This window comes from Gimesia fumaroli, assembly GCF_007754425.1.
Lineage (GTDB): Bacteria > Planctomycetota > Planctomycetia > Planctomycetales > Planctomycetaceae > Gimesia > Gimesia fumaroli.
The window spans coordinates 5,186,498-5,207,232 of the sequence record NZ_CP037452.1 but is presented as its reverse complement, the minus strand read 5'-3'; the positions used below and the strand labels follow the sequence as shown (position 1 = coordinate 5,207,232).

At 50.5% G+C, this 20,735-nt stretch carries 18 protein-coding genes; 8 read left to right on the top strand and 10 right to left on the bottom strand.

The features are described from left to right. The first annotated feature begins 29 nt into the window (after positions 1-29). Both Enr17x_RS19715 and Enr17x_RS19710 read left to right on the top strand, forming a co-directional pair. Positions 30-230 carry a hypothetical protein gene (locus Enr17x_RS19715; protein ID WP_145311434.1) on the top strand — a complete coding sequence of 67 codons (201 nt, stop codon included), beginning with the start codon at positions 30-32 and terminating at the stop codon, positions 228-230. Beyond that, positions 227-1,231: a hypothetical protein gene (locus tag Enr17x_RS19710; RefSeq protein WP_145311433.1), complete on the top strand. Its 1,005-nt coding sequence runs from the start codon at positions 227-229 to the stop codon at positions 1,229-1,231. The genes Enr17x_RS19715 and Enr17x_RS19710 overlap by 4 nt, the downstream gene beginning before the upstream one ends. 741 nt (positions 1,232-1,972) lie before the next feature. On the opposite strand, the gene Enr17x_RS19705 is transcribed toward Enr17x_RS19710, so the two are convergent. Next, positions 1,973-2,812: a hypothetical protein gene (locus Enr17x_RS19705; RefSeq protein WP_145311432.1), complete on the bottom strand. Its 840-nt coding sequence runs from the start codon at positions 2,810-2,812 to the stop codon at positions 1,973-1,975. A gap of 7 nt (positions 2,813-2,819) precedes the next feature. Between Enr17x_RS19705 and Enr17x_RS19700 the strand changes: the two genes are divergently transcribed. Then, positions 2,820-4,055, top strand: coding sequence for a hypothetical protein (locus Enr17x_RS19700; protein WP_145311431.1), 1,236 nt, complete (start codon positions 2,820-2,822; stop codon positions 4,053-4,055). 588 nt (positions 4,056-4,643) lie between these two features. Here the strand turns inward: Enr17x_RS19700 and Enr17x_RS19695 are convergent. Further along, positions 4,644-5,861, bottom strand: a complete 1,218-nt coding sequence (locus tag Enr17x_RS19695) for a dipeptidase (protein ID WP_145311430.1) — start codon at positions 5,859-5,861, stop codon at positions 4,644-4,646. Positions 5,862-6,168: 307 nt separating this feature from the next. Here Enr17x_RS19695 and Enr17x_RS19690 point away from each other — a divergent pair, with 307 nt between their 5' ends. Then, complete coding sequence (locus Enr17x_RS19690; protein ID WP_145311429.1) at positions 6,169-6,411, top strand: putative signal transducing protein; 243 nt, start codon at positions 6,169-6,171, stop codon at positions 6,409-6,411. A 10-nt stretch (positions 6,412-6,421) separates the two neighbouring features. Here Enr17x_RS19690 and Enr17x_RS19685 read toward each other — a convergent pair whose 3' ends face one another. The 5 genes from Enr17x_RS19685 to Enr17x_RS19665 form a co-directional block, all read right to left on the bottom strand. Further along, positions 6,422-6,991, bottom strand: coding sequence for a class I SAM-dependent methyltransferase (locus Enr17x_RS19685; RefSeq protein ID WP_145311428.1), 570 nt, complete (start codon positions 6,989-6,991; stop codon positions 6,422-6,424). Then, on the bottom strand, positions 6,988-8,061 hold the full coding sequence (locus Enr17x_RS19680; RefSeq protein WP_198000683.1) for an NAD(P)/FAD-dependent oxidoreductase: 1,074 nt from the start codon (positions 8,059-8,061) through the stop codon (positions 6,988-6,990). The genes Enr17x_RS19685 and Enr17x_RS19680 overlap by 4 nt, the downstream gene beginning before the upstream one ends. A 70-nt stretch (positions 8,062-8,131) precedes the next feature. Then, positions 8,132-8,335 carry a hypothetical protein gene (locus tag Enr17x_RS30105; protein WP_145311426.1) on the bottom strand — a complete coding sequence of 68 codons (204 nt, stop codon included), beginning with the start codon at positions 8,333-8,335 and terminating at the stop codon, positions 8,132-8,134. A 14-nt stretch (positions 8,336-8,349) separates the two neighbouring features. Further along, positions 8,350-9,729, bottom strand: coding sequence for a hypothetical protein (locus Enr17x_RS19670; protein ID WP_145311425.1), 1,380 nt, complete (start codon positions 9,727-9,729; stop codon positions 8,350-8,352). Between the two features lie 42 nt (positions 9,730-9,771). Next, positions 9,772-11,028, bottom strand: a complete 1,257-nt coding sequence (locus Enr17x_RS19665) for an outer membrane protein assembly factor BamB family protein (protein ID WP_145311424.1) — start codon at positions 11,026-11,028, stop codon at positions 9,772-9,774. 444 nt (positions 11,029-11,472) lie between these two features. On the opposite strand from Enr17x_RS19665, the gene Enr17x_RS19660 reads away from it, so the two are divergent. The 3 genes from Enr17x_RS19660 to Enr17x_RS19650 all read left to right on the top strand — a co-directional run bounded on the left by Enr17x_RS19660 (position 11,473) and on the right by Enr17x_RS19650 (position 16,180). Continuing rightward, positions 11,473-12,249, top strand: coding sequence for an ABC transporter ATP-binding protein (locus Enr17x_RS19660; protein WP_145311423.1), 777 nt, complete (start codon positions 11,473-11,475; stop codon positions 12,247-12,249). Beyond that, positions 12,249-14,480, top strand: a complete 2,232-nt coding sequence (locus Enr17x_RS19655; RefSeq protein WP_145311422.1) for an ABC transporter permease subunit/CPBP intramembrane protease — start codon at positions 12,249-12,251, stop codon at positions 14,478-14,480. Before Enr17x_RS19660 ends, Enr17x_RS19655 begins: the two co-directional genes overlap by 1 nt. A 143-nt stretch (positions 14,481-14,623) precedes the next feature. After that, positions 14,624-16,180 (top strand): sulfatase family protein, encoded by a 1,557-nt coding sequence (locus Enr17x_RS19650; protein ID WP_145311421.1) that lies wholly within the window; start codon positions 14,624-14,626, stop codon positions 16,178-16,180. 17 nt (positions 16,181-16,197) lie between these two features. Here the strand turns inward: Enr17x_RS19650 and dinB are convergent, their stop codons facing one another. Beyond that, the gene (gene dinB, locus Enr17x_RS19645) at positions 16,198-17,397 is read right to left on the bottom strand and encodes a DNA polymerase IV (protein WP_145311420.1); all 1,200 of its coding nucleotides are present in this window, start codon (positions 17,395-17,397) and stop codon (positions 16,198-16,200) included. A 326-nt stretch (positions 17,398-17,723) separates the two neighbouring features. Here dinB and Enr17x_RS19640 point away from each other — a divergent pair, with 326 nt between their 5' ends. After that, positions 17,724-19,097: a Gfo/Idh/MocA family oxidoreductase gene (locus Enr17x_RS19640; RefSeq protein ID WP_145311419.1), complete on the top strand. Its 1,374-nt coding sequence runs from the start codon at positions 17,724-17,726 to the stop codon at positions 19,095-19,097. Positions 19,098-19,221: 124 nt separating this feature from the next. Here Enr17x_RS19640 and Enr17x_RS19635 read toward each other — a convergent pair whose 3' ends face one another. Next, on the bottom strand, positions 19,222-19,590 hold the full coding sequence (locus Enr17x_RS19635; RefSeq protein WP_232100785.1) for a hypothetical protein: 369 nt from the start codon (positions 19,588-19,590) through the stop codon (positions 19,222-19,224). Between the two features lie 145 nt (positions 19,591-19,735). Further along, on the bottom strand, positions 19,736-20,665 hold the full coding sequence (locus Enr17x_RS19630; RefSeq protein WP_145311417.1) for a DUF1559 domain-containing protein: 930 nt from the start codon (positions 20,663-20,665) through the stop codon (positions 19,736-19,738). Between the last annotated feature and the right edge of the window lie 70 nt (positions 20,666-20,735).

Sequence of the window (20,735 nt, the reverse complement as noted above, 5' to 3'; positions counted from 1 at the left end):
ACCAGGCACAAAACCAGGCAACAAGCCCGGTGGAAGTAACCCGGGCTTATCTCCCGGCAGTGGAAACCGTCCGGGCAGTGGAAACCGCCCTGGGAGTGGAAATCGACCCGGTGGTGGAAAACCCGGACTCAAGCCAGGCGATCGTCCTGGCAGTGGTCCCGGAAATCGACCAGGGAACGGTAATCGTCCTGGAAATGGAAATCGACCAGGAGGCGGAAAACCCGGTTTGAAACCAGGTGGTGGCAAGCCACCCGGAAACAGGCCGCCGGGAAATCGTCCCCCTGGAAACCGACCCGGTTATGGAAACAAACCTTATTACCCGCCCGGATACTGGCACGGCCATCGTCCCGGGTACAGATACAATCCGTACCAGCATTATCACAGATATGGCTACCGACCCTGGGCCTGGGCTACCTTTGGTGGCGTCGCAGCCTGGATTGGTTATAGCGCGGCAACACCTGTGATTTACAACTACTCGGTCAATGATGGCTACGTTTATAATGACGGCGTACAGGTCGCTTCCGTGAGTGAATACGAAACGCAGGCCGACCAGATCGCAGAGAGTGTACCACCGCCCGATGATGCATCGGAATGGATGTCTGTTGGCGTGTTCGCGATCCTTCCTGAAGGAGTTGAAGAAGTCGATGTGACCGTACAACTGGCTGTCGGAAAAAATGGTGCGGTCGCGGGAACCTATTACAAGAAAGACGGCGACATCACGCTGCCTCTCAAAGGTGCCATCGATGAAAAGAATCAACGCGTCGCCTGGAAAGTTGGCGAAGAAGATGCCATCACCATGGAAACCGGACTGGACAGTCTCACCAAAGATCAATCCAAAGTGATTATCTACTTTAGTGAAGGCGTTTCAGAAACCTGGAACATGCAGCGGATTGATGAAGAAACCGCCAAGCTGGCACAGCAGGAAATTCACAACGAAGACCTAAAGGGCCAGCTAGTGACTTCTTATCAGGAACTCGAGAGTAATCTGGATGATTCCTGGAAGGATTATCTGGCTTTACCCGATAGTATTTATTCTGAAACGGCGATTCCTACGAAAGCCGAACTGGAAACCGTGATCAAACACTATCAGCAGATTCAGACGGATTCCAAATATCAGGTTTTGACAAAACGTCCGGAATTCCAGAAAACTTATCAACTGCTCAATGATTATCTCAAAGATCTGGAACAGCAACCCGAAGTACCGGCACCGCCACCGGCTGCGACCAGTTAGTCTACCGCAAGGCAGCCGCTGATCGGAAATTGCAAACCTCAAATGAATGCCCTGGCAACAGGGCATTTTTTTATTCAGGCTTCTAAAATCCTTGAATCTAAAGGTGTCTGATACAAAATGCACTTTTCCGATAATTTCAAAAACCTCTGGGAATCAGGGTTTTTGCCTTTTTTGAGGCAGTTTCTGGGTGAAATAATCTGACATCTTAATGGGTACAGCTTTCGATATACTGTCTTCACATTGACTTTCACGATTTTCCTACCTATCGTGATTACAGAAGGCGGGCAAGGATTGTTCGCTGGTTCAGCAGGACGCGACCCACGTTGAAAACGACAAGTCAATCAGAGTCAGAATGCTGTCTGTGATTGAGAGCCAAAACAAAAGCTGCGAAATATTTTCGAAGCGGATTGTTATAATCTCTCACCTGTAACGTCGTTTAAAAGATACCCCATACACAAGCCGCCTGTCTTTGCATGTGCGGTTCACCTTGCCCCACAAGGTTGATTGTTGAAAGACGGAGTTTCGCCTGCGAGGCTGCTCCTGTTGTTTTCTGTGTCCCCGATACGGGTCTGCCAACTGGAATTGAATTTCAGATATGTGGCTGAGGCCGGTAGTGTGAAGGTGATGACATCACATAAAAGTGGGACTCAAACAGTGGGAGAGTATTTTTCAAAAGCGATTCCACTCTCGGCAGCAACGACTCTGCTTTTGGCAGACACCCGTTAGAATTGATAGCGATTTTCATTTGGAACTCTCAATCTCAAATAAGAATTGTTGAACACAATTATTCTTGCGGACCTCGAGCAGGTGAACCCTCTCTTTACCCCTCTCGTGGCCAGCACAATATAGGTCGATCAGATTTCTCTCACTGATCGAAAAGGTATGAGAAATGAAACAGTTTACAGTTTTTACTTTAACATTACTCTCGGTAATGTTTATCAGCGAGCTCGACAGCTTCGCCCAGCGAGGTGGTCGGGGTGGAGGAAGCCGCGGTGGTGGCAGTCGCGGCGGAAGTATGTCCCGCGGTGGAGGCAGCCACTCCAGTGGACGTTCATCAAGAGGAAGTTCCTCGGGGCGAATGTCGCGTAGCAGTGGCAGTCGGTCCAGCGGATTTTCACGTTCCCGATCTTCCGGGGGAAGTTCCTTCTCGCGAGGCAGTTTTTCTTCAAGACGAAGTGCTCCCTCGCATAACAACAATCGCCCACGGAACGCAGGTTCGTCACGCTCATTCGGCTCAGGTTCGAGCCGGATCAATCGGTCCACCCTGCGTCCATCAAGTCCGGGGAATTCATCTCGAAGCAGTCGATCAGGCTCTTCGCGAAATTCGTTTTCTTCACGACCACGAAGCAGTAGCAGCAACAGGAATCCCGGATTACGTCCCGGCAGCAGTACGCGGTCTCGTTCCGGATCATCCGGTTTCAGTTCGAGTTCCCGAAATCGAGATCGTACTCCCGGTTTAAGTCCTGGAAGTAGTCGCCGTGGATCGGCCAGCCGAAACGGGAGTCGAAATCCCGGCTTAAGCCCTGGAATTAATCGCGGAAATAATCGTAGCGGATCGATAAGTCGAAACCGGGGAAGCAACCCTGGTTTGAGTCCCCGTTATAGTCGCAGTGGGTCGGGAAGTCGAACGTTCGATCGATCTTCGGGCGCCAGCTCGCGAAGTGGTCGCAGTGGAGATCGTAGCTCCGGTTTCAATTCGCGCGGGAACAACTTTGCGTCGGGAAGCCGAAATGGTCATCACCACCATGGTCTCCGGCCTGGCGGTAACCGTCGAGGAAACGGCCCTCGTACCGGAAAAGGAAATCGACCCTATCATTATCGACCTGGTTACTGGACCGGCTACCGTCCCCGGTATGGTTATGGATTCAGTAGCTTCTACGGACCCCGTTATGGACGATACGGCCGCTATGGATACTACCCTTATTATCATTATCGCCGCTATGCTTACCGACCCTGGGTCTGGGCCACGTTTGGTGGTTTGACCTCGTGGATTGGATATAACAATCTGAATCCTGTGGTTTATAACTACACCGTCAGCGACGGTTACATCTACAACGATGGCACGCAGGTCGCTCCGGTCACCGTGTATGAGTCTGAGGCGGATCAGATTGCAGAGAGTGTGCAGCCACCCGAAGAGGCGGATCAATGGATGCCCGTGGGCGTGTTCGCGATTGTTCCTCAGGGAACAAGTGACGTCGATGTGACCGTGCAACTGGCGGTGGGAAAAAATGGTGCGATTGCCGGGACTTATTTCAATAAGGACGGCAATGTCACGCTGCCACTGCACGGAGCCATTGATCAATCCAAACAACGGGTTGCGTGGAAAGTGGGAGAGGAAGATCCCATCACGATGGAGACCGGACTGGATAGTCTGACTCGAGATAAATCGACCGTGATTATCTACTTCGAAAATGGCGTTTCGGAAACGTGGAATATGCTCCGCGTGGATGAAGAGACCGCCAAGCTGGCGCAGCAGGAATTGAATCAGGACGATTTGAAATACGCCCTGCTGAGTGCGCACCAGCAACTGGATGAAATCCTCACCGAGGTCTGGCAGGATTACCTGGAGTTGCCCCAAGGGCTTTCCGAAAACGGTGCGGCTCCTTCGATTGTCGAACTGGAAACCGTGATCCAGAATTATCAGCAGATTCAGCTGGATTCGAAATATCACATGATTACCAATCGTGAAGAGTTCCAGAATACGTACCAGTTGTTGCAGGACTATCTGAAAGAACTGCAGCAGCAAAGTCAGCAGTCTGCTCAGAAATCGCTGCCGGGTCCGCCGGTGACGTCGCAACCTGTGCTGACTGCACCAAAGCCGTAGCAGCGTCAACCGCGGTCTGTGCATACTGAAAAAATGGTATGAATGACCGCGGTTTGATTTTCTGAAAACCACCAGATGCCCTGGAAACAGGGCATTTTTTTTCTGTCTTGACCCACGTGCGGCGGTGTTGAGAATGCGGAGATAACGTCGCGTGCGCGAGACGAGCACAAAAAATACTTGGCATATCGACAGCCTGTCGAAAACAACACCATCAAAAAGCCCTTGTTTGAGCCACATTTTGCTCGACCGGCTCTGACTGCTTCGCTATGTGCACCGACGCTTCGTGACGCTTCGCACGACATCATCACACTATCCCAGGCGTACCTAGCGATATGATAAGCGATCAAAGGCGAAACATTGGTGCAATCCAGCTTGACCCGGTTCCGCCAAATCATAGGATGCCTGTCACTACCGACGGTGGTAGAAAGGAAAGCAAAGGAGAGCAGTTGATACATGGGTTTCTGTCGTCTCATCGGAATACCTCAATCGAGAACGGTTTTGGTTTGCGCACGCGCTGATTTCTTTCACGCGTGTATTTTACAAAACCGTCGCGCCGGCACTCAGATGAAAATTGAGCAGTACTTCCTGTTATTCCTCCGGCTGCTGTTGCAGTGTTTTCGAAACCTGTTCTGCCTGGCGCAACACACGCATCAGATTCTGTCCCATAATCTGCTTGATCTGCTGATCCGTGTATCCCCGATCTAGTAACGCCTGGGTGATCAGCGGGTAGGTGGAGACATCTTCCAGTTGTTGGGGCAGGGTTGAGACGCCATCAAAGTCAGAGCCGATGCCCACGTGTTCCACGCCCGCGACTTTGGCGATGTGATCAATGTGATCGACGACGTCGTGGATCGTGCCCGGTTTCATTTTGTGGCTGCTTTTCCAGCGATTGTATTCCCGGTTGAATTCCGTTTCGTTCGGATATTTCTGTTTCAGCTCGCGGCGGACATTGAACATTTCCGTCATCTGCCGGGCCGATTCGGGAACCACGAAACCAGAGAAGTAATTCACCATCACCACACCGCCGTTCTGTTTCATTTTCTTGAGAATCTCATCGGGAACATTCCGGGCATGATCGGCGATCGCGCGGGCAGAAGAATGTGAGGCGATGATGGGGGCTTTGCTTACACGCAAAACGTCTTCCATTGTTTCCGGAGAAACGTGTGAAATGTCAACCAGCATTCCCAGTCGGTTCATCGTCAGCACAACTTCTTCACCGAATGGAGAGAGTCCTTTGTTTTTGGCATCATCGGTGGCTGAATCGGCCCAGTCGAGTGAGTCCGAATGCGTCAACGTCATGTAGCGGACGCCGAGTCCGTAAAACACTCGCAGCAGAGACAACGAATTTTCAATCGAATGCCCGCCTTCCACGCCGATCATCGAGGCAATTTTTCCCGACTTGTGAATTCGTTCAATATCATCGGCCGTCGATGCCATTTCGAAGGTTTCAGGATAGCGTTTGATCATCCGGTGAATCAGATCAATCTGCTCCAGCGTCTCATGGGCGGCACGCCGTTCGAGTCGGGTTTCAGAGGGAACATAGGCAGACCAGAACTGGGCACCAACATTTCCTTGTTTGAGTCGCGGAATGTCCGTATGAAACTTTGGCTGAGGCTTTGAGATGTCGGCCTGTTTGAATGAAGAAGCCGCTTTTTGACGCATGGTCCAGGGAAGATCATTGTGCCCGTCAATCACCAGGCATTGTTGATGCAACTTCCGTGCACGCTCTGTCAGGACGACCGGCTTGCGGGGGGAATCCTCAGCCGATAACGAACCGGGGGCAAGGATCAGGGGCAAGACAAGCATCAGCAGCACACGTTTTGCCCTGATTGTAACGGATGAGGAGTGAAATTTCATAACGTCCCTTTATTCTCCGGGAAAATTCGGAATGGCGCCGTCTTTCAGAGTATCGCCGAGCTATATTAGATTACAAGCATCAAATGAGACTCTGTCTCTTTGTCAGGGATCTGACCTCAAGTGTGGAAAACAGTATTGAAGTAAATTGCGTTTCCAGTTAGCTTGATCAGATGCAAAACAAATAACTGACTGACTGTTGAGCGCTCCATGTATCGAATCAGATAACATGGACGGTTTGTCTTAAGGAAAATTAGCGATGAGCGAAAGCCTCGAAACTGTGTATTCTACCACAAACGTCATGGAAGCGGAATTTATTAAAATGACGCTGGAAGGGGAAGGGATACGCTGCATGCTCGAAAATGAACTTCAGGCAGGTTACACCGGGGTCTTTGAAGTCAAAGTTGATGTCATGTCAAACGATGTGGACCGTGCCCGCCAGATCATTGAAGAGATTCGCGAGTCATCCGAATCCGCAGACGATTCATCTGAAGAAGAATAGCCTGACGCTGTTAGCACTCCCGCTTTCGTGCCACAAAAAGTCGTGGTGCGCTCGTTGATTCCGAACGCGCCAGTATGACCTCGGTTTTAAAATGACTCTCATCCAACAGGCGGAAACGTTCCGCGACCACCGTCATTTCTGAATCACCTCCTTCATGACCGGGATATGCCATTACGGTCAGGATGCCACCAGCTCGTAATAATAACAGCGCCGCTTCGATCGCGGCCAGAGTCGAATCCGTTTGTGTGATTTGACTATGGTCTCCGCCGGGCAGATATCCCAGGTTGAACATGATCGCACCAATGCGTCCCTGGGCATCTTCAGGAATCAGGTTTTTGAGCTGACTATGATCGGAGCAAATCAATTCACAGTTTGAAAAACCGGACTGGTGCAGCAATTCCGCCGCCTGTTTCAGTGCCACTTGTTGAATGTCGAAAGCATAAACCTGGCCCGCTGGCCCCACCCTCTGGCACAGAAACAGCGTGTCGTGTCCATTGCCCGCCGTCGCATCGACAGCGGTTTCCCCAGCCTGTAGCTCTGCAGCAATCAGTTGATGAGCTCGGTCGGTTAAGCGTGTCATTGAGAGAGATTGACTTTTCGGCTAAGGTCCAGATGTTTGTCCAAAGTCTGTTTGCCTTCCAGTACTTCGACGAAATAATTCGCCATCCACGGGGTTTGCAGGCTGCCCTTCGATGCAAAGCCGTTAAAAAATCCGACTTTGTTCTGCGCAGGATGCAGGCCCATAATTGGTAAGCGACCACGAATCACCGGTCGAACGGCTGCCCGATGGTCAACCACTTCGAAAGGGAGCTTGAGAAACTCGGAAAGTCGCGCACAGATTTCCTCGCGACCGGCGGTTGTTGGATCACAATCAAGATGTTCGCGATCATAGGTCGAACCGGCACGATACAGATCGTCCTGCCAATGCGCCAGCCAGACACCCCGATGTACTACGCGTCGTTCTGTCAGCCCCGGTATTTTCAAGGTGAGGATTTCTCCTTTAGCTCCTTCAAACGGGATGGATTGAAACCAGGGATTCTGTTGACCATGAATGCCTTCACAAAAAATGATTTTGTCAGCCGACAGATTCCAGCGCGGCAGAATCACTCGCTCTGGTTCAAACTTGACATCACTGACAGGATCGAGGTCTGCTTCCAGAAAACAATTCTGTGTGGAAAAGTGCGTGCGGGAGACACTCAGATAAGTTGGCACATCCAGTTGCCCTCCCTGCGTCATTTCAAAACCGCCCCGGCTCATCTCAAACGCACTTTCATCAGCAAGTGGCTCTGGCAGCGAAACCAGTTCGGGGAAATGCGTCTCAGAACGCTTTCGGTATTGTTCCTGCTCCTGTTCCGAAGAAAACAGCCGCAACATCGGTTTGAGTTCAAAAAAAGATGACGCGGTTTTCTGTTCGATCTTTCGGTAGAACCCGGTCGAGAAGGGCAGGAATTCCTCCAGCCGCCAGGAGACCACCAGCCGCAAACCGGTGATCGGCGTAATCAGCCCCGCAGCGATTTTCGACGATGTCGTCGTCTCACAGCGATCGATGAGCAATATACGATACCCGCGGTCTTGTAACGTCCAGCCCAGCGCGGTTCCCGCCAGACCCTGCCCCACCAGGATTATATCGAATTCAGTTTGCTGAGGCATATCGCACAAAAGTATAAAGAGAACAGGTACAGGGATCGTCATCAGAATCATCAAAGTGAATTCTTACACTTCATTCATCTTCACCGGGAAAGAGAGTAACAACTATAATCGGTAACGCAACCCCTCCCAGAAAACAGGCAATCATAATCGTCCCCTTGAATGGCCATCGATCGAAGCTCATCAGCTTAAAAAAGGAGTAAACAATCATCGCCAGGGAAACGATGAGAGTGAAAACAAAGACACTCCAACGTAAAAGGTGTTTGCTGGTTTTCAATAACGGGACTCCTGTTAGACTTCACTTGCTGGTAACGAGTTCCGTTTGAGACGCCTCCAGATCAGAAATCCGATCAGGCAGACGATGAACGTTCCACCAATGAATATCGCCGCGTTCCGTTTCAGTGTACCCCAGAGCATGCGTCCCAACAGACGCGTCATGAAACGATCGGCTGCTTTCACGGGCGTGTCATCCGTAATCGTGTTATTGGCGGTATCGAGATCGAGGATGATCGTGTTGGGAGGGAGTTTCAAAGGCTCTACAGGCGAGACATCATCGTTCACCGCGATTGACTTGACCTGCATAGTTTTGATGCTGCCGATACCGAATGGCGTCTCGCGCCAATCCAGTTTCTTCTGGTATGTTTCTGTGGTCGTATGCTGCGCGATCGTGTTATGGATGAGCCGCAAAGGGTACCAGCCGGCAGTGTCGAATTTCTGGTACTTTTCGTAGTAGATAATATAAAACGGGCCTGCCGCCAGGTGGACATCGGTGGTGGATTGGTCCTTGAGAGAGCCGACCTGTTGTGCGAGTTTCGTGACCTGTTCCTGCGTCAAAGTCTCCACGCGATGGTCGTCAATACAGCGCATGACCGCAGTCCAGCGAGGCATGGTCCCCTTCGCAATATCAAGGGCGACGAACTGAAATTGAAGTTCGTCGATCGGCTTGATCAACAGTTGAAGTGAATCACCGCTTTCTGAAGTCCAACTGCCGAATAATTTGATTTGATTACGATCGTCCCAGAACGTATCCCAATGCGTTGTTGAGTCTGATTTGAGTAGCCCTGATTCGAAGAACAGCGGCAGAGGCGAATGGCGGGTGTCCCAGATGGTTTTCTTGAGAGCCACTGGGACGGTGCTGTTGGGATAAGGTTCCAGGCACAACCATTCTCCGATGGTCTTCCGTTGTGCTTGTTGAAAGTCGCCGCCGGTGAAGGAAGTTAAGCCACGGGCGAGGGCCGCTTTCTGGCGCGAATTCGACATTTTCGGATTGAGATAGAGACGCAGATCCCAAAGTTTCGGCGTCATGCAAAAGGTAATATGCTCGTATTGGAGAATCCCACGCAGCTCCAGCGTTCGCATCATGGCGCGGTGTGCAATAAATTCTTGCTTTGCTTCCTCGAAACTGGCGTTGGGAGAGGCTTTGGCTTTGATCCGCTGAATGACGGCCCTGGGTAAGTCCTCTGACTGCAGTTGGATTTTTAAATTCTCGATTTCCGCGTCAATGCTGATGGCAAGTTCTTCTGAATGGCTCCAGTCGTAGACACAATCAAGTTCCAGTGATTGAAAGGAGTTGCGATTCTGTTCGTATTGTTCGAATAACTGGTCGACGGAGAAATCGGACTGACTCGGCGTCGCAAAAACAAGCATCAGCAGTAACCAGTTGGCAGCCATGTTTTCGCCTTATTCATTCTCCCGCTGCCGGGAGTGGGAAATTCACTCTCCGATGCAGTACAGAAATTCCTGCCGTTTCCCAGACGCGCTGGTTGCCGCGCGATGAAAGATCTGATCGCCGCAGAACGCCGGGGTGGCAAAACCTTCATCGCCGAGTTGATTTTCAGCCACGAGTTCGAACTTGTCGGGATTAGCGCGAAAGACGAAGGTTGTTCCCCGCTCATTCGTCAGATAGAGATTCCCGTTGGCGAGTACGGGTGAGGAAGAGACTTTTCCGCCCAGGCGGCTTTTCCATTGCTCTTTCCCCGTTTGTGCGTTCCAGCAATAGGCGATGCCGTTATCGTCGACCGCGTAGAGATAACCTGCGTGCGCCAGCATCGATTGCTCGTAACATTTCACACGGTTCGTCCAGACCACTTTGCCGGAACCGTCGGCTTTGACGGCCATGGTCCCTTTTAAAGGGAACCCGCCACTGGTGAAGACCAGATCATTGTCCCAGACCATCGTCCCGCAACTGACGAGCCACATTGCCGGGGCGGACCAGAGATCACGTCCCGTTTGGGGATCAAAGCTGGCGACTTTGGCGTTGCCGCTCAGCAGCATCTGATCGCGGCCCGCGATTCGAGTGACGATCGGGGTGGAAAAATTCATTTTTTCCGGGCGTTTGATCCGCCAGACTTCGCGGCCCGTCTGCTGATCGAAGGCGGCGATAAAGCCGTTCTTTTCGTATTCGGACGTGACGATGACGTTCCCTTCATAGAGCAGAGGGGAAGGGGCGTAACCAAACTGATATGCCTGTGGCAGATAACCGCCGGCCTTGATCTGCCATTTTTGTTTACCATCCAGGCCGAGGGCCGTCAATTGAATCCGGTCGAACTGCGGAAAGACGGCGAAGACCATTTTCCCATTCGAAGCCAGCGTAGGAGAAGCATGCGTATTTTTCTGATGTATTTTGGGAGCAAAATCACCCTGGCTCACATCGGTTTTCCAGAGCTGCCGCCCCGAAGCACGATCAAAACAGACTACCGATTGAATTTGCTTTGCTTCATCAGCAGTGGAAATCAGAACACGATCATTGACGACAATGGGCGAGGAATGTCCTCGACCGGGAAGAGCCGCCTTCCAGCGGATATTTTCCGATTCGCCCCATTTGGTAGGAGGTGTTTCACCCTCAGTCGCGATGTTGTTCGCGTTCGGTCCCCGCCAGACGCGCCAGTCATCTGCTGCGACGGCAAAATTCGTGATCAGGCAGAGGACTAGAATGCCGTTGAGACAGTAGCGGGGGATCAGTAATCTCATCGTATGACCTTTGATCTCAGGAATTAGCGCAGAGCTTGCGGAGGACTTAAGAATCGTTTTTGTGTATTGTGGTCGCGCCAACAGCCGGGTGCAAGGGGATTCAACACGGTTCTTGGACTGCTGGAAAAATAAGAGCCTGGTACAAAAATGTACAAGTAATTCAGAGGGGGGCATTCTTGTATTCCAACTGACATTTTTATTTAGTACGTGACAGATTGGCATTGAGTTTGTTAGAATGACCCAGTTCCAAATCTCGTTGAGTATGCGCCAGCATTTCTGATCACGGTTCTTTGTGATATCAACGGATTTGTAGCAGGCAAATCCTTTCCATTCTATTTTTTTGTCGAGACGAGACCTGTCTTTTCAGGAACGAAATGTTTCGTGAAAATTCCGGGCGCAGGGATTGCGCTTCACTTGTCAGGAGAGAGCAGGGGGCGGGCCAGCATGATTCTTGTTAAAGAACTCACACGGATTTTTGAGGCGGGAACTCAAGATGTTCTGGCCGTCGATCATATCTCATTCGAGGTACAGCAGGGAGAAGTCTATGGATTGCTGGGACCCAACGGTGCCGGCAAAACGACGACACTCCGCATGATCCTCGGACTGCTAAAACCAACCAGCGGCGATGCCGAAGTGGAAGGCTTTCTGGTTTCGAGTCATCCCGATGAAATCAAACGGCGGGTTGGTCTGGTTTCGACCAGTGCCGGCCTGTATCAATGGCTGACGCCGCGCGAAATTCTTTCTTTTTTTGCAGACGTCTATGGTGTTCCCCGCGTTCAGGCAGAAGACCAGATTGAAAAACTGTCGCGTCTGTTCGAGATCAGCCCCTTTCTGGATCGTCGTTCTGCCACCCTGAGTACCGGTCAAAAACAACGTATCAATCTGGCACGCTCACTAATCCACGATCCCCCTGTGATGCTGATGGACGAACCGACGCGCGGTCTGGATGTCGTGGGCAGTAAAGTCATTTTCGATTACATCGATCTTTTGCGCGATGAAGGCAAAGCCGTGATTGTCTGCACGCATCGACTGGACGAAGCAGAACAGCTCTGTGACCGGTTCGGGTTGTTACACAATGGTAAAATATGTTACGAAGGAACCCTGGCAGAACTGCAGCAGTGCACGTCCTGCCAAACGCTAACTCAAATCTTCCTGCAACTGCTCGATGCGCCCGTTGAGCCTGCTGAATCGATTCCCATTGCGCAACGGGAGTTTATTTAATGGCGTCTCCGTATGACCAGGATTCTGATCACCGCATCTATACACCCACTCCCACGTTTCGGTTTTCAGGCTTACTGAAAAAAGAGCTGCGCGAAATTCTGCGCGATCGTCGGACGGTCATCACTCTGATTTTAATGCCTTTGCTGGTTTATCCGCTACTCGGACTCATGCTGCAGAAGTTTTTGCTGAAGCAAGTGACGCAAATCAGTGAAGTTGAATATCGCATCGTACTTCCCAACGATTCGGAAGCACAATTGTTTCGTGCCCTGTTTAATCAGGGTGATGCGATGCTGGACGAGAAAGAAAAAACAAAATCGGCAAAGTTGAACAAAGCAGCCCCCGATCAGGAAACAAAGAGTAATGTGCTGTCCGTTTTCCAGCAGGAGAAGCCGATCATCAAATTTATGATCGCTGATGAAAGCGGCGAACACTCCAGCCTCTCCAAGTTGATCAGTGAAGGGTCGGTCGATGTGGGGGTACGCTATATTCCGCTGGAATTCGAGAATAATAAAACAAAACAGAAGCAGACCAGCGGCCGATTCGAAATCATTTACGGTGCCCAATCGCCACACAGTCGGCGTGCAGCGGAATATGTTGAGGAACGTTTACAGGCAGTTCGTTGGAATTACCGGGATCAATTGCTCAAAAATATGGGAGAGAGCAGGCTAGTTCCCTTTGAAACCACTGTTTCGACTGTGGATTCCGAAATGGGACAGGCTTATTCACTGGTGACGATCGTCCCCTTGATATTAATCCTGATGACCATGACCGGCGCTGTCTATCCGGCCATTGATCTGACTGCCGGTGAACGCGAACGCGGTACACTGGAAACATTGATAGCAGCGCCACTTCCGCGTATGTGGATTCTGTCAGCCAAGTTTTTTGCAGTGCTCGTTGTGGCGATTCTGACCGCGCTTGTGAACATAACAGCGATGCTGGCAACCGCGTATGCTAACGGGCTGGAAACGGTTTTGTTTGGTGAGGGAATGACGCCGTTAATTTTGGTGGAAATTCTGTTTTTGCTGGTGATCTTTGCTGCATTCTTTTCTGCGGTATTGTTGTGTATTACCAGCTTTGCCCGTAGTTTTAAAGAAGCGCAGGCTTATCTGATTCCATTGATGCTGATTTCGATGGCGCCCGGCATTTTGGGAATGGTGCCCAATTTAAAAATGACATTGATCTGGGCGGTGGTGCCTTTAGCGAATATTGTGCTGCTCAGCCGTGATTTTCTGCTGCATGAAGCCCGGCCGCTGCTGTTTTTTGTGTCCGTCTTTTCTACGCTGTTTTACGCCGTGGTGGCGCTGAGTCTCGCGGCACGCATTTTTGGCACCGATACAATTTTGTATCAAAGCGAAACCTCCTGGTCTGATTTTTTCAAGCGGGCAAAAAAAACGCATCTCGTACCTGCTTTGAATAATGCGATGCTCTGTCTCGCCGTCATGTTTCCCGCATTTATTCTTTCTGCTGCATTCATCAGCCATTTAGCGGGAATCACATTCTCGCAACGCCTGCTGGTTTCAGGCACTCTCACGTTTTGCCTGTTTCTTTTGATCCCGCTCCTGTTTGCCTGGCTGGGAGGCGTGAAACTGAAAAGCGGATTTCGCTGGTATCGACCGAAGGTGCTTTCCTGTTTCGCCGCGATATTGCTTGGTTTTACGCTCTGGCCGTTCGCTTACGAAATTGAAATCATGGCGCTCTCCGATGCCCGGGTCGAGTCACTTTCCAAATTATTCGAATCCATGAAAGTGGAACTGGCGTCTATTCCCTTATGGGTCAAACTGGTCTCACTGGCTGTCTTACCGGCTGTGTGTGAAGAGCTGTTTTTCCGTGGCTATCTGTTAAGTTCGCTCCTGAATCGCTTTTCATCGAACAGTGCCATTCTGGCCTCGTCCTTTCTGTTTGCACTGTTTCATGTCATCGTGCGCGATTCGTTGTTTATCGAACGTTTCTTTCCCAGCTTCTTCATGGGGCTGTGTCTGGGATACGTGAATGTGATCTCACGTAGTGTGATTCCCGGCATCCTGCTGCACATGATTCACAATGGGTTGTTAATTACGATTGCCAGTTATCAGGAATCATTGTCCCGTTGGGAAATCAATCTGGAGAATCAGAAGCATCTTCCGATTTCCTGGCTTGGAGGCTCACTGTTGATTGTGGTTGCCGGCTTTGTGCTGATTTATATCAGCAATCGACGCGCACCAGAGCCTGCGACTGATCCTTCCGCGGCTTAATGGTCTCTCGCTGGGACGCGTTCAACGGTTCTACAGATTCCTGCCGCGTTTGAAAAAACGTCTGAAATATCGTTTCTTTCACTTACGGTTCCCTTTACGATGAAAGTCTCTGATTCGAAGTTAATGACACACCGGAGAGATCCATGCCTCTGAAAATGCACTTGTTAATCCTGTTCTTTATCTGTCCCGTTTCGCTTTACGCAGATCAGCAGGAACGTCCGAATATTGTCGTCATTCTGGCCGATGATTTTGGCGTAGGCGACATCCAGGCACACTATCCGAACAACAAAATTGCCACGCCTTATCTCGATCGACTGGTGCGTGAGGGAATGAGCTTCACTGATGCGCATAGTGGGTCTGCGGTCTGCACTCCCACCCGCTACGGATTATTAACGGGCCGCTACAGTTGGCGAACCCGCATGCAGGAATGGGTCATCGCCGCTTATGAACCGCCGTTGATTACGGAAGAACGTTTGACCCTCCCCGGATTGCTAAAGAAACAGGGATACCGGACGGCCTGCATCGGGAAGTGGCATCTGGGATGGAACTGGCCTGGACCACAGCCAAGTCAGATGATGGAGAAAAAAAACGGACAGTGGAACCTGGAGTGGGATTTTACAAAACCGATCAAAGGAGGACCCATCGATCGGGGATTCGATTACTATTTCGGCGTCGATTTGCCGAATATGCCTCCGTTCACCTTTATCGAAAATGATCGTGTGCTGACACAACCCACCGTACGCTATCAGTTGGATGCCAGTGAAGGCATCGTCTTACCGAAAAATTTTGTGGGAGCGCCCGCGGCTCCCGGGTGGCGAATGCAGAAGATTCTGCCGGAGATCACAAATCGCGCTGTGGACTATATCAAAGAGCAATCACAACAGGACTCTCCCTTCTTCCTTTATTTTTCCATGACGTCCCCTCATGAACCGGTGGTTCCTTCAGAACCATTTCGAGGTAAAAGTGGAATCGCACCTATTGCCGACTTTGTCATGGAAACCGACTGGTCTGCGGGGCAGATTATCGATGCTATCGATAAAGCAGGGATCGCAGAAAACACGGTTGTGATTTTCACCGCTGACAACGGACACTCTCATTACACTGGTTGGAAAGATCTGATCAACGCCGGCCATCTTCCCAGCGGCCCTTATCGCGGTCATAAAGGAGATGTCTGGGAAGGCGGTCATCGTGTGCCGCTGGTAGTGCGCTGGCCAAAACAGATCGAATCGGGAGCCAGCAGTCAGCAAATGGTTTGCCTGACCGATTTGCTGGCGACGGGGGCTGAATTGGCGGGAACAGAATTACCGCAAAGCGGAGCAGAAGACAGTATCAGTTTTCTATCGGCGTTACAGGGAAAACCGAACGAAGCCGCCCGGCGTTCGCTGGTGAATCATTCTAATCACGGCGAATTTGCTTATCGCGATGGACCCTGGAAACTCGTGTTCAAAATGAGTGGAAAAAATCTACAGCAGTTGCGCGGGAAACCAACGATTCCCCAACTTTATAATTTAGACAACGATATCAGCGAACAGCATGATCTCGCAAAGCAACGTCCACAAAAAGTCGCGCAGATGAAAGCGGACTTCAAGCGGTTAATCGACCAGGGTACGAGCCGACCCGGCCAGAAAGCGTCCAACGACACGCACGTTCGTTTCGACATCACTCAGAAAGTACGCTGGGCGCCTCCGCTTAATGATTAAGTTGTAACGGGTTGGTTTTAATCCGATTCCGATGCGGTTGGCTCGTCCGGTTCATCCGCCTCAATCCGGTTCGCGCGTTTGATGGATTCCGTTCCGAAACGATTGGCGATCTGATCTTTGACCTGATCCAGCCGCGAGTGTTTCTGCTGATCTTCTTCATCAAACAGGGAACGCTGTTGTCGAGTTCCCGTATCAAAACCGGTCACGCCCACGCCGATCAGCCGAATGGTTAAAGGTCGCTCGGGAAGTCTCTGTTCCAGCAGTAGAATTGCGGCTTCTTCGATTTCTCTGGTGATGTTAGTCGGTTGATTGACCGTCAGGGCGCGGGTAAAGGTCGAGAAATCATCGTAGCGAATTTTGAGCTGAATGGTTCTGCCCCGCAGTTCATTTTTACGGAGTCGGCGGGCGACGTCTTCCACCAGTTCAATCAGAACGCTTTTCAGAATTTCCAGATCAGTTACATCCAGAGAAAACGTTGTCTCGCGCGAGATCGATTTGGCCTGCCGTTCGGGTACGACCGGACGCTCATCGATTCCCTGTGAGAGTTCCCATAGATGCTGCCCCTGTTCGCCGAACAGTTCTGTTAATAATCCCGGATCAAGTGCCCGCAGTTGAGATATAGTATTGATTCCCAGTTTGGAAAAACGTCGGGTGGCCACCTTGCCGATCCCCCAGACTCGGGAAATTGGCAGGGGATCAAGGAAGTCGTGGATTTTATCAGATTCAACAATTACCAGGCCGTCCGGCTTGTCTGCATCGCTGGCAATTTTCGCCAGAAATTTATTGGGAGCCACGCCGACAGACGCAATCAGGTTGAGTGACTCTTTAATCTCGCTTTTAATTGTTGTCGCGATTTCTTTTCCGGTGCCGAATAAGAGACGACTGCCGGTCACATCCAGAAACGCTTCATCCAGCGACAGTGGTTCTACCAACGGCGTGTACTTTCGAAAAATCTGCTGAATCGAACGTGAGACCTCCGCGTAGTCGTGCATGCGAACCGCAAAATAGTGCGCCTGCGGGCAAAGTTGCCTCGCGGTTTTCATCGGCATGGCGCTGTGCACGCCGAACTCGCGCGCTTTGTAATTCGCTGCGGAAACCACACCCCGATGATCTGCACGACCGCCAACAATGATTGGCTGTCCTTTCAATTCCGGGTGGTCCCGCTCTTCAATTGACGCATAAAACGCGTCCATGTCTACGTGCAGGATCGTGCGCATGAGAGCAATCGTTGGCCTGATCTGTTTATTAACTTCACTTATAAAGAGGTCGCTTTGGTTTTTACGCTGTTTTAAGCGGATTCAATCATGTTCCCGTCCAGTGAATTACAGTGTTGAGTTTACTTTTTCTGCTTTCAGTTTAGCAGGAAATACTTGAGAGACGTACAAAAAAGAATAGAGTGCAAACCAGATATAAAGACCGCTTGATCTTTGCAAAGCGGTTTCCCAGTTCATTATAATAACTGATCACGATTAATCTTCCTGCAACTATGCGATTCGTTGATCCGGGTCGTCCTGCACCATTTTTTGTTGATAAGGAGTCTTCAGTGAGTAATCAAAAGCAGAATCGTCGCGACTTTTTGAAAACATCTGCCGCCGTTGTCGCTGGTAGCAGTGTTCCTTTCTGGTTCGATATCGACCCCGCCAGTGCTTACAAATTCAAAGCAGCCAATGACCGTCCGGTTGTGGGATGTATTGGAACCGGCAGTCGCTGGAACGCCGTTGGTCCCAACGCCATGAAATACGGCGATGTGATTGCCGTTTGCGATGTTGATGCCGCGCATGCTGACAAAGCCCGAAACCGTGTGAAAGATATTCAAGGCAAAAAAGGCAACAATAAAGAAGTCGCTGTTTTTGAAGACTATCAGAAGATTCTTGAAAACCCCGAAATCGATATCGTGACGATCGTTACCACCGATCACTGGCATACGAAAATCGCCATCGAAGCCATGAAAGCCGGCAAGGATGTTTACTGTGAAAAACCGCTGACTTTGACGATTGATGAAGGCAAAAAAATCATTAAAACGTTGAAAGAAACCGGCCGTGTCTTTCAGGTGGGCACACAACAGCGAAGTGAAATGGGACAGCGTTTCCTGAATGCGTTGGGAGTGATTAAGGAAGGGCGACTGGGAGAGATCACCGAAGTCGAATGTGTGATTGGTGGGATCGCTCCCAGCGGACCGATTCCTGTTGCGGACGTTCCTAAAACATTGAACTGGGAAAAATGGCTCGGACAGGCACCAATGACGGACTATCGCTGGAAAGCCAACGATGGCAGAGCAAAAACACGCTGCCATTATGAATTCCGCTGGTGGTACGAGTATTCCGGTGGCAAAATGACCGACTGGGGCGCACACCATGTTGATATCGCCCAGTGGGGAATTGGCATGGATCACTCAGGACCGACTCAGGTAGTGCCGATTTCTGCAGAACATCCGGTTCCATTGAAAGACGGCATGCCTACGAAGGACGATGCTTATAACGTCGCTTCCAAATTCGAAGTGCATTGCACTTTCCCGAACGATGTGAAAATGAAAATTAAAAGCGATGGCCGTAACGGAATTCTCTTTACCGGTACAAAAGGTCGGATGTTCGTCAGCCGTGGCGATCTGACCGGAAAACCAGTCGAAGATCTGAAAAATAATCCGCTTTCCAGTGATACCATCAAGAAGCTCTACAAAGGGCGACAACCAGGCGATCACATGCGCAACTTCTATGAGTGCGTTGATGCCCGGGAACAACCGATTTCGGATGTGATGACACACCATCGTGCCATTACAACCTGTCACCTGGCAAATATTGCTATTCGGTTGAACCGCTCACTGGAATGGGATCCCAAAACAGAGCAGATTATCGGCGACGATGATGCCAATCAGTGGCAGTCACGCGAACAGCGAAAAGGCTACGAAATCAACGCGTAGTTTTTCCGTTTTCACGATCCAAAGCGCTCTGCCTGAAGGAAGCAGTTTCCTTCAGGCATTTTTGCGCAGAGATATTGGGACCAACCTGATTTGATAGAAGAAAAACTCTCTGAGTGGCGCTCGGCTACTTGCTTTTTAATTCGAAGGAAAATTGATTTTCATTACCGGCAACGACGTCTATTTCGAGAGTGCTTTTTTCGTTATATTCTGCCGGGAGGTATTGTTCCATGGCTGGTTCTTTTCCGGTTCCTTCTGCATTCATAACCATTTTATCCTTGGACGGGCGGTTTGCTGTAATGAGGACCTTTCTTTTTCCGGCTTCAATTTTTGTACTGTAAGCGCCGTCTTTCACTCCTGCAAAATAGGATTTGTTTTTACCGGACGGATCTTTAAAGAGGATACTTGCCTCAGGAATCGGCTGGCCGTCGAGGGTGACGGTTCCAGTAACAGTAAATTGTTTCGGGCCTTCTTCGCCGCCGCCACATCCCATCATGAGTGTGGCCAGGGTGATGATGATGGAGAGAGAGAGCAGCTGTGACTTTATCATAATGAATTTCCGATTGTTTGTGCGTAACAGAAAACGCCACCTCCCAGGAGAACTGCCGGAGGCGGCGTCGTTTGTCTGTCAGATGATGTGATTAGAATTCGCCAAGAACCTCTTCGCCACTGCGGGTGGCAAGACCCTGCCACGTGCCGAGGTCAATATTTTCAGAGACAAAACGGACTGCGCCGTCAGCCATTAGAACATGGACGCCTCCCACATGATAACTGCGTGCATAGGTTCGCGCGGATCCAGTACATGAGACTGTCCCGGTATAGTAACCGGCACAGGGGAATTGCCCCAACTCATAATTGGCACAGGTGTAGTTGCAGTCGGGGACCGGACTGTTTGGTGGTTCTGCATTGTTGAATGCAGCGCCGTGATGACTACAACCGCCACCCCAATAGTTCCCCACTTCTCCCCAGGGAGTATGCGCTACCGGACCACTGGGGCGTGCAACTCCTTCGCCTCCCATGATGGTGTTGGATGTGCCGTCAGTCACGTCTCGGAATTTTGTCTTCGAACGATAATGAAACATCCCATTGCCGGTTGTGCTTCTCCAGCTTGCATCCGTTGAGCCAGCGCACATCCCGTAATTTCCTCTAAAGGCGAATCCTGATGTGCCGGGATTAGAAGGACAGACCAGAACGGGGATGACAGTATTCCGGTGAGTAGAACCGTGAACATACGAAGCATTTTCGTCCATATAAGCATTAAACAAAGGTGCTTGATCAATGTAAGGCAGTAGCTGTTGCATCCAGGTTTCACGGCTGCGTGATAAAGGGCCAGCCCCGTCATCCCAGGCCCAGCCATAAGGAAGCACGCTGTGAGTATCAAGATAATTGTGGAGTGCCAGACCGATTTGTTTCAGATTGTTTTTGCAGGTACTGCGACGAGCTGCTTCGCGCGCCTGTTGTACGGCTGGAAGTAGCAAGGCAATCAGAATGGCAATGATTGCAATGACCACTAAGAGTTCAATTAAAGTAAAGCCTTGTTTTCGCTTAGAATGATGAGTGAATTGCCTCATAATAACGCCGCCTCTTAATAAGGTAATTTAATTAATGAAACGCTCCCCTATTTTTAAACGGCAATGTGGT

Coding starts and splice junctions, on each gene's coding strand:
- Enr17x_RS19685 (WP_145311428.1), bottom strand. CDS start 6,991: ATGACACGCTTAACCGACCGAGCTCATCAACTGATTGCTGCAGAGCTA.
- Enr17x_RS19690 (WP_145311429.1), top strand. CDS start 6,169: ATGAGCGAAAGCCTCGAAACTGTGTATTCTACCACAAACGTCATGGAA.
- Enr17x_RS19680 (WP_198000683.1), bottom strand. CDS start 8,061: ATGCCTCAGCAAACTGAATTCGATATAATCCTGGTGGGGCAGGGTCTG.
- Enr17x_RS19670 (WP_145311425.1), bottom strand. CDS start 9,729: ATGGCTGCCAACTGGTTACTGCTGATGCTTGTTTTTGCGACGCCGAGT.
- Enr17x_RS19695 (WP_145311430.1), bottom strand. CDS start 5,861: ATGCTTGTCTTGCCCCTGATCCTTGCCCCCGGTTCGTTATCGGCTGAG.
- dinB (WP_145311420.1), bottom strand. CDS start 17,397: ATGCGCACGATCCTGCACGTAGACATGGACGCGTTTTATGCGTCAATT.
- Enr17x_RS19655 (WP_145311422.1), top strand. CDS start 12,249: ATGGCGTCTCCGTATGACCAGGATTCTGATCACCGCATCTATACACCC.
- Enr17x_RS19635 (WP_232100785.1), bottom strand. CDS start 19,590: ATGATGGGATGTGGCGGCGGCGAAGAAGGCCCGAAACAATTTACTGTT.
- Enr17x_RS19630 (WP_145311417.1), bottom strand. CDS start 20,665: ATGAGGCAATTCACTCATCATTCTAAGCGAAAACAAGGCTTTACTTTA.
- Enr17x_RS19660 (WP_145311423.1), top strand. CDS start 11,473: ATGATTCTTGTTAAAGAACTCACACGGATTTTTGAGGCGGGAACTCAA.
- Enr17x_RS19650 (WP_145311421.1), top strand. CDS start 14,624: ATGCCTCTGAAAATGCACTTGTTAATCCTGTTCTTTATCTGTCCCGTT.
- Enr17x_RS19665 (WP_145311424.1), bottom strand. CDS start 11,028: ATGAGATTACTGATCCCCCGCTACTGTCTCAACGGCATTCTAGTCCTC.